Annotated in this window: 6 protein-coding genes; 4 read left to right on the top strand and 2 right to left on the bottom strand. The window is 43.8% G+C overall.

Annotated features, from left to right (window positions below):
* Window positions 1–332: 332 nt before the first annotated feature.
* Window positions 333–3,305, bottom strand: coding sequence for a Tn3 family transposase (locus AB6D80_RS23480; RefSeq protein WP_372189774.1), 2,973 nt, complete (start codon window positions 3,303–3,305; stop codon window positions 333–335).
* 152 nt (window positions 3,306–3,457) lie between these two features.
* A complete protein-coding gene (locus AB6D80_RS23485) occupies window positions 3,458–4,012 on the bottom strand; it encodes a recombinase family protein (RefSeq protein WP_017103709.1) in 555 nt (184 codons plus the stop codon).
* 203 nt (window positions 4,013–4,215) lie between these two features.
* Here AB6D80_RS23485 and AB6D80_RS23490 point away from each other — a divergent pair, with 203 nt between their 5' ends.
* The 4 genes from AB6D80_RS23490 to AB6D80_RS23505 are packed head-to-tail and all read left to right on the top strand — an operon-like array spanning window position 4,216 to window position 6,869.
* Window positions 4,216–4,476 (top strand): CopG family ribbon-helix-helix protein, encoded by a 261-nt coding sequence (locus AB6D80_RS23490; RefSeq protein ID WP_017103710.1) that lies wholly within the window; start codon window positions 4,216–4,218, stop codon window positions 4,474–4,476.
* Window positions 4,476–4,751 (top strand): type II toxin-antitoxin system RelE/ParE family toxin, encoded by a 276-nt coding sequence (locus AB6D80_RS23495; RefSeq protein ID WP_017103711.1) that lies wholly within the window; start codon window positions 4,476–4,478, stop codon window positions 4,749–4,751. The genes AB6D80_RS23490 and AB6D80_RS23495 overlap by 1 nt, the downstream gene beginning before the upstream one ends.
* Before the next feature lie 50 nt (window positions 4,752–4,801).
* Entirely contained in the window at window positions 4,802–6,289 is a 1,488-nt protein-coding gene (locus tag AB6D80_RS23500) for a UvrD-helicase domain-containing protein (protein ID WP_372189772.1), read from the top strand.
* A 7-nt stretch (window positions 6,290–6,296) separates the two neighbouring features.
* Window positions 6,297–6,869: a competence protein CoiA gene (locus AB6D80_RS23505; protein ID WP_017103713.1), complete on the top strand. Its 573-nt coding sequence runs from the start codon at window positions 6,297–6,299 to the stop codon at window positions 6,867–6,869.
* Window positions 6,870–7,596: the final 727 nt, after the last annotated feature.

A 7,596-nucleotide genomic window follows, 5' to 3' on the forward strand; every position in this document is an offset into this window, starting at 1 on the left:
TTTGTAGCTGTTTAATAGAATGAAAGGTGCTGCATTAACAATGAATGCACTCCTGTATTAAATGCATAAATATTTCGCATCGTTGACTGTAATTGGAAGGTTTTGTCCAAAAGCTTCTCAGGTGTCGTCTACTCGACCAAAGTGTGGTAAAGCAATAACTAAATAGAGAGTTCAGACAGGATCTCTGTTTTTCATTGCAGTCATTTCAATGACTGTTTTATTGTAAACTACAATTCACTTTAAGATTTTTATAGTAAAATAGTTTTTACTATAATTATTTGGGGTATTGCGCACATTTCCCCGAAAAGTTCATTCTTCATTTTATGGCTAAGTTAAGTCACAGAAGTAATATCACCTAACTCAGCGTCTGAGGTAATTGGGTGGACGCTTTCGATCATACTTTCCAAGTTCAGCATGTCTTCTTTTTCTTCAAAGACGTAGTGTCCCGTCAATTGAATATGCCCCCAGGCTACTGGTGAAATATTTGCTAGGAGATCGATAGCATCATCATTTTTTTGCTTCTCGAAACGTTCTACAAGGGCAGATAGCAATGCTGAATTGTGGTAAATTATGCAATTGGCAATCAGACGGGCACAGTCGTTCCATTGCTCAACCTGATAATCATTTCCACCCCGTAACTGATCTCCGTTAAGGTTTCCTATTGCACGGCGAAGCTGATGATAGGCTTCACCCCGGTTCAGCGCTTGTTGGACAAACTGCCTCAAATCCTTTCTATCAATATAATCAAGCATGTAAAGGCACTTAATCAAGCGGTCATATTCTCGCAGAGCGGCGAGTGTCCGGCTACCTCGCTTACTGTTTGACAGCTTACGAATGATGACGTGTTGTTCCGTTGACTTCCGGCTCAGAGAGCAAATGATATGTTGGATCCGCTCCCACTCTTCTTTAATTAACTTTATGCGAATTGGTTTTTTAATCTTGATCTCAAGATCCCCATCTATATTGACCTCAAACACGTTTTCAAAAGCATGCTTGAATTTGGCGTATCGAGGTGAAAACTGATAACCGAAAATATCTAGAACAGCGAAGTTCACATTATTGGTACCGTGGTTATCTGTCGCCAGAGATTTTGGCTGAATGTCACTGCTGTTGTTATACAACAGATCAAATGCGTAGTGTCCTTCATATTCATTAGCCGATATCACTGTCGTATTTAAAGGCACATGGTTTGACACTAACGTCATAGCCGAAACCCCTTTACCTTTCTGGAAATACTTTGCTGAGTACCTGGCTTTGAACGTATTAATACGGCAAGCATGTTTCTGGCCATCAATACTGCCAAATGGGGCGGATTCATTAATGGTGTAATGGCGAAAAATGGGAAGCCTAGCGAGGGCATTCGAAATCAAATCATTAGCAGCCCCAGTTGTTTCCGGTCTAATGTAACTGTCATTAACAGAGCGAAGAATACCGATACTTCTGTCTGATGAGGTGGCAAGACGGTGCAGGCCGTAGTTTGCACCGTTCCCAAAGATACAAGCAATCAAGTCGTGACTTCGTGCTTCAGTGTTTCTTTTTCTCAATGAGAGACTCTCGAATGCCTCAAGATAGCCAGTTTTTCTGCTGACATAATTCATGATGTCAATTATTCCCATATGCTGAACCTGACTGTATACGGGATTGTCCAGGGGTGTTTTCCAACGTCGGTTTGCCAAGCTCCAAGCAAGGCGGCTAGATCGGGGCTGAACTCGGACAAAGTCGTTGGCATCTGCGTTAATGTTGGCGGTGACCTTTCCTAGCTTTTCAACAAAGCGATTATCAAGTTCTGCCAGAGTATGTTCAATCGAATTGGATAGTCGTTCTAGGCCTGTTTTCTCTATCAGAGATGCTTTGTCCTTCTTCCATACATCTAAAGGGATGAGATCGTCCTCAAGTCGTTTGTTACGTTCACTCTCACTGACATACACCTTACCAGTGTCTATCATTCCTGAAATTTTACGGTAGAGGTAAAATTCAAACCTGACGCGGTTAGTATCTCCGTCAGTAACGAGATGTTTCAAATCACTATGCGTGACTAGCCTGAGATCCATCGACGTCAGTTTCTTGTTGGTAAGTAGCTCTTCTCTGGCATTTGAAATTTGTGCCCTCAACGCTGGCTGGCCAGCCTCACATTCAATGTCGAGAGCAAGAAATAACTTCCTCAGGCTGCCCGCTGTTTTACGTGACTGGCTATCAGTGTATTGCCATTGATATTCTGCCCGATTAAAGCGGCCATCAACCAGATGGGTGCTGACCAACAATATGTCTTCCGGAGACATAGTTGAAAATGCAGTTTTTCTTAGTTCACCAAACGTAGTGTTGTCACTAATATTGTCATCGGTAAAGTACCTGAGTATGTTTCCAGCCGATTTAAGCGTGTCCTGAATGATGTCTAGCTCTTTGGCAACACGCGATCTTGCTGATTCTATCCGAGACTCATGGTGCTTTCTAACTAGGTAATTGAAGCTCGACACCAGCCGATCATTTGCTTCCCTATAACGGTAGAAGATATAACAGGAAAGATAGAGCAGTCCCTGCCATTTTGGAGATCGTCGTAGTTGAAAAGTTGAACCTGAGCGGATGAGGGACGTGTAATAAATCATATTTCCTCGAGACAGACCGAGTTCAGACAACAACTGTTTCACCTCTGGATAAACCGTTCGAAGGAGCTGCATTGTGCTCAGTTCGCGTTCTAATTCCGATGGACTGAAATCCCGTGCAGTTCCCTTGAACCCTGACAGACCATTTAACACTCCTTTGTCATTCAATATATGGCTGAGTTTTTCCTGAGTTGTCGCCGACATTCTTTCTGACAATATTTGAGTAGTACGGTTTCTTTCTGCAGTCAGTGTCGCAGTAACAAGATCTTGAAGGGTACTGTAGCCAGGCAAGGCGATGCGGTTCTGACCGAGAAAGGCCAAGCATTCATCAAGGATATATTTAGGCTCCGTGCTGATGGTGGCCACATCAGCTAGCCGAATGGACAGGCGACGGCTTTGTTCTTGTTTTAGTTGACTAAACCCGAGAGCAGAGAGCGTTTGTGATACCATATTTGCCCTAGCTCCCTTGGAAACACTCCAATCCCACCTTGGTATGTCGAGTTTGAAGGTGTCGCAGATGTACCGTGTATCTTCTTCTGTATCACATAGCTGAAAGTGAGGTATCACCGGCTTTGCCCTGAAATACCCGATAAGGAGAATCATGTATATTTTGGTTTCGGTTTTGAGTAACCCGTTAACAATATCGAGTAGGCTGTCATCCAGAGAGAAATACTCTTCCCGTTCAGTTTGATTGAAGACCGGCAGCCGATAGAGTTCTTAATTTCGTCGTCCGTCAGGAGTTGTATCCTCTTGCCTGTACTTCCAATCATGTATGCTTGTTACCTTTAATATAGTTTCTCATTTCAATGCCAAGAAGCAGGATACGAGTTTCAGTCTCTCCAAGTCTGGCGACAATCTTACTTCCTCAGGTAGCTATAGAGGGTTTCGCGGCTGATACCGTACTCTTTCGCTAGGTTGGTTCTAACTTCTCCGGCATTCGCCCTTGCTTTGAGATCTTTAATCTGTGTTTCATCAAGTGCACGCTTTCTTCCCCGGTATTTTCCCTTTCTTTTAGCAATCTCTATCCCTTCTCTCTGCCGCTCCTTAAGAAGGGATCGCTCAAATTCCGCAAATGCCCCCATAACTGAGAGCAAAAGCTGGGACATCGGAGAATCATTATTAGTAAATGTAAGTTTCTCTTTGCAGAACTGGATATCGACGCCCTTCGATGTCAGGTTTCTGACGAGAGTACGAAGGTCATCAAGATTTCTTGCAAGGCGATCCATGCTATGGATTATGATGGTATCGCCTTCTCGCGCAAACTGGAGCATTTCTTCGAGCTGAGGCCTATCGATATTCTTTCCCGATGCCTTATCGATAAAAGTTCTGTCTGTGGCAATACCGTCAAGCTGACGATCTGGGTTCTGGTCAAATGAGCTTACCCGGATATATCCAATTTTCTGTCCTTTCATTACGTTTCTCCCATAAAGTGTCAAGATAGGGTTATAGACGTTTATAGTTCGTTGTCAATGTTTGTGAAAACACACCCTATTTTGACACACTTTCTATAACTCGCCTGACGTCAATATAGGGTATACCTCATATTGACTAGGGTTGTGAACCACAAGAAGATTTATTATGATTAACTTTAAATCACATTGATTAGGAATGCATCATGAATACAAAGGTTGTTACTGCGCATGTTCCTTTACAGCTAGCTGATAAAGTTGATGAGTTAGCGCAACGTCTCGAACGTTCTAAAGCTTGGATTGTTAAGCAGGCTCTAGCTGATTGGATCGTCATGGAAGAAGAACGATATAAACTAACGATTGAAGCGTTAGCTGATGTTGATAATGGTCGAGTTATTGACCATCGGTCAGTCCAGGCTTGGGCTGAAAGTCTGGGAAGTGAATCTACAAAGGACGTGCCAAGGTAATGGAAATAAAATGGACCAGTAAAGCCCTCTCCGATTTAAGCCGGCTCTATGAGTTCCTCGTTTCCGCTGATGACATTGCGGCAGTAAAAATCGTACGTTCATTGACCAGCGCTCCGGATGTTTTGTCAGATCAGCCAAGGTTGGGAGAGAGGCTCGATGCTTTTGAGTCCAGAGAAGTCCGTAAACTTTTGGTTGGCAACTATGAAATGCGGTATGAAATACAGGAATATACCCTGTATGTGCTTCGTATCTGGCATACCCGAGAGAAGCGCTAAACCACTCGATAGTTCTATTAACTCACATTATCGCCCATGCTAGGAGCATTATGTCTCAACAATTTCTTCCTTCGTTTGATGGAAAGACACTCACTGAGGAACAGTGGTACATCCTGGATAAAGCATCATTAGGCCAAAGCCTTATAATAAATGCGTTTGCCGGAACCGGCAAAACTTTCACGCTACGCGCACTGGCATCCAAGCCGTTATCTGATAAGAAAGGTCTTTATCTCGCTTTCAACAGAAAGATTGTTGACGATGCTACAACTGCATTTCCTGAGAGCGTTGATTGTAGAACCATTCACTCGTTTGCATACAGAGATGTTGGTGTGAAGTACGCGAGGGCTGGCCGTATGAAGCAATTCCTTAATGCATCGATATTGTGCGATAAGATATTAAAAGGCAGCCCAGATTTATTCGGTGTTCCGCCTATCCGTGTATGCAGCATGATTCTTTCGGGAATAGAAGCATACTGCCACTCTGCCGATACAGAAATCACACACCAACACCTGAACAGCATTAATTTAGTAGGTGTAGCTGCAGAGCTTGTCGATGAATTCAGAGAAACCCTGTTGTACTTTGTAAATTCAGTGTGGGAACTTCTCAACAATTCTGCCTGCGACCTCCCTATCACCCCTTCTGTATACCTGAAACTTTGGGCACTGAAAGAGCCTCAGCTGAAGTACGACTATATCCTTATAGATGAAGCTCAGGATCAAAACCTCGTTGTCATCGATTTGCTATCCAAGCAGTCTCATTTACAGCAGATTTGGGTGGGCGATAAATATCAGCAAATTTATGGATTCAGAGGAGCCCATAATGCACTAGAGTCCATTGATATTGAGACCCGTTGCTCTCTAACGCAGTCCTACAGGTACGGTGAAGAGATTGCGAAGTATTGCAACAGCCTTCTCAGCGTTCATTTCGGAGACAAGACCGATATAAAAGGTTTTCCGGGAATAAAGTCCGCTCTTTCTGATGAGTTTGAACCTGATGCAATTATTTGTCGGTCGAATTTTGCAGTTATCGCCGAGGTAGCATACCAAACCTATATCGAGAAGAAGAAAGTAGCTGTCAACGCAGATGTACGAGCCTTGAGTAGTGACCTTAAAGAGGCACAGAAACTCTTCGACGGTCGGCGTTCAAAGCATCCCGACTTCATTCCATTCAAGGATTGGTTTGAGGTTGTCAATTTCTCCAAGACAGATGAGGGTGTCCACCTAAGGACAATGGTAAATCTCGTAGAGCAGTACTCTATTCCTTTGCTCCTAGATCTCCTGTACCGGGTGCAGTCAATCAAAGAAGCACACGCAGATATCGTAGTGACGACTGCGCACCAAGCGAAAGGAAGGGAGTGGAATATTGTCAGGCTAGCGGACGATTTCAGAGGCCAGGGGCACAGTAAATACAGTGAAGAAGAAGGCCGCTTACTGTATGTAGCGGCAACACGAGCAAAGAGTGTTCTCGATATATCTGATTGCTTGGCTGCGGCACTACCCATACCAGAAGTCTTAACCCCAGAATGCACTGCGGAGTAAGTAGGATATGCCATTCATCGGACACGACACTGAAAACAACAGGCGGATAAACATTCTGGATTGTGACTCCCCGAGAGAGTCATTCAAGAGGGGGCAGATAATCTGCCGCTACTGTAAAGAAGAAATGGTCATTCGGGGAAACTCGCACTCCAGTGTCCCGAAAATTCACTTTATGCACCTGTCCAATGAATGCAAGAGTGAATATAAGCATCACCCAGAGAGCCCAGAACACCTGTACTTTAAAGAGCTACTGGCTACAGACTTAGCCAAAGATCTGAAAGAGTACCAAAGTGCAAAAGTGCAGATTGAGTGTCCTGTTGACTCAATCAAAAGGATCATTGACGTGGCTTTCATCTTCCCCAATGGCTGGGTTGTGGCCCACGAAGTCCAGTTAAGTGCAATCACGCCTGAAGAGTTAGAGGAAAGAACGAATGACTATCGACGTGCAGGAATCGATGTTTCTTGGTGGCTTGGCAAAAAAGCAAATACCAGCAAGAATCGGCAGTGGTGCTACGAGAACCTTGGCGAATGCCACTCCATTGATTACGAGAAGTTGGTTCAGCATACGTCCGAAAAATAAAATGGTTAGGTATGGCTCTAGGGAGCCCCTGCCGTGCAGCTCACTTTGGTGGAGTACCTCGTCGGACTGGTCAGGTGAACTCTCATACCCGATTATTCCGGCAGATAAAGAAAGGGCACCCAATCAAGCAATGCTTCCACATACGCTTGCTCATAGGCTACTTTTTAATACACTCCTTTGCTGGGCAATATATACGCCCCTGCCCAAATCTAGGCTCTTAAAGGGAATTGGCTCCCCGATCCATCAATCTCAGGCGGCGGCTCTTCTGGGGGCATGGGAGGATGTTGGGGTTCTGATCAAAACAGGAAAAGGAAAAACAGCAGCATATAAGATCGTTGATGACTATCGATACGGCAGTTGGCCAAGAGCTACGAATGAACAAAGAAAGCACTGTTATCAAAGAGTATTAAGGTACTTTCCATCCGAAATCAACCTAGACGCAGTTAAAGAAAGAGCTACCAACCTAAGAAAGATCTGCACTGATAGCCCTGATTTTTCTCTTTAAAAATAGCTAGTTAAACTATTGGTGTACAATATTTCCCCAATATTCGCGTGGCCACTTATACGGAGAATGAACTTTTCGGGGAAATGTGCGCAATACCCCTATTTCTAACCTATTACTTTGACATTTAAATTTTGGTAAATTAATATTTACCTTATTATATTTACGGTAAAGGTTAATTTACTATGGGAAGAGGTAACATTCAGGTTAGCACTGTTGCTAGTG

This window comes from Vibrio sp. 10N.247.310.17 (genome assembly GCF_041466605.1).
In the GTDB taxonomy this organism is placed as follows: domain Bacteria; phylum Pseudomonadota; class Gammaproteobacteria; order Enterobacterales; family Vibrionaceae; genus Vibrio; species Vibrio tasmaniensis_A.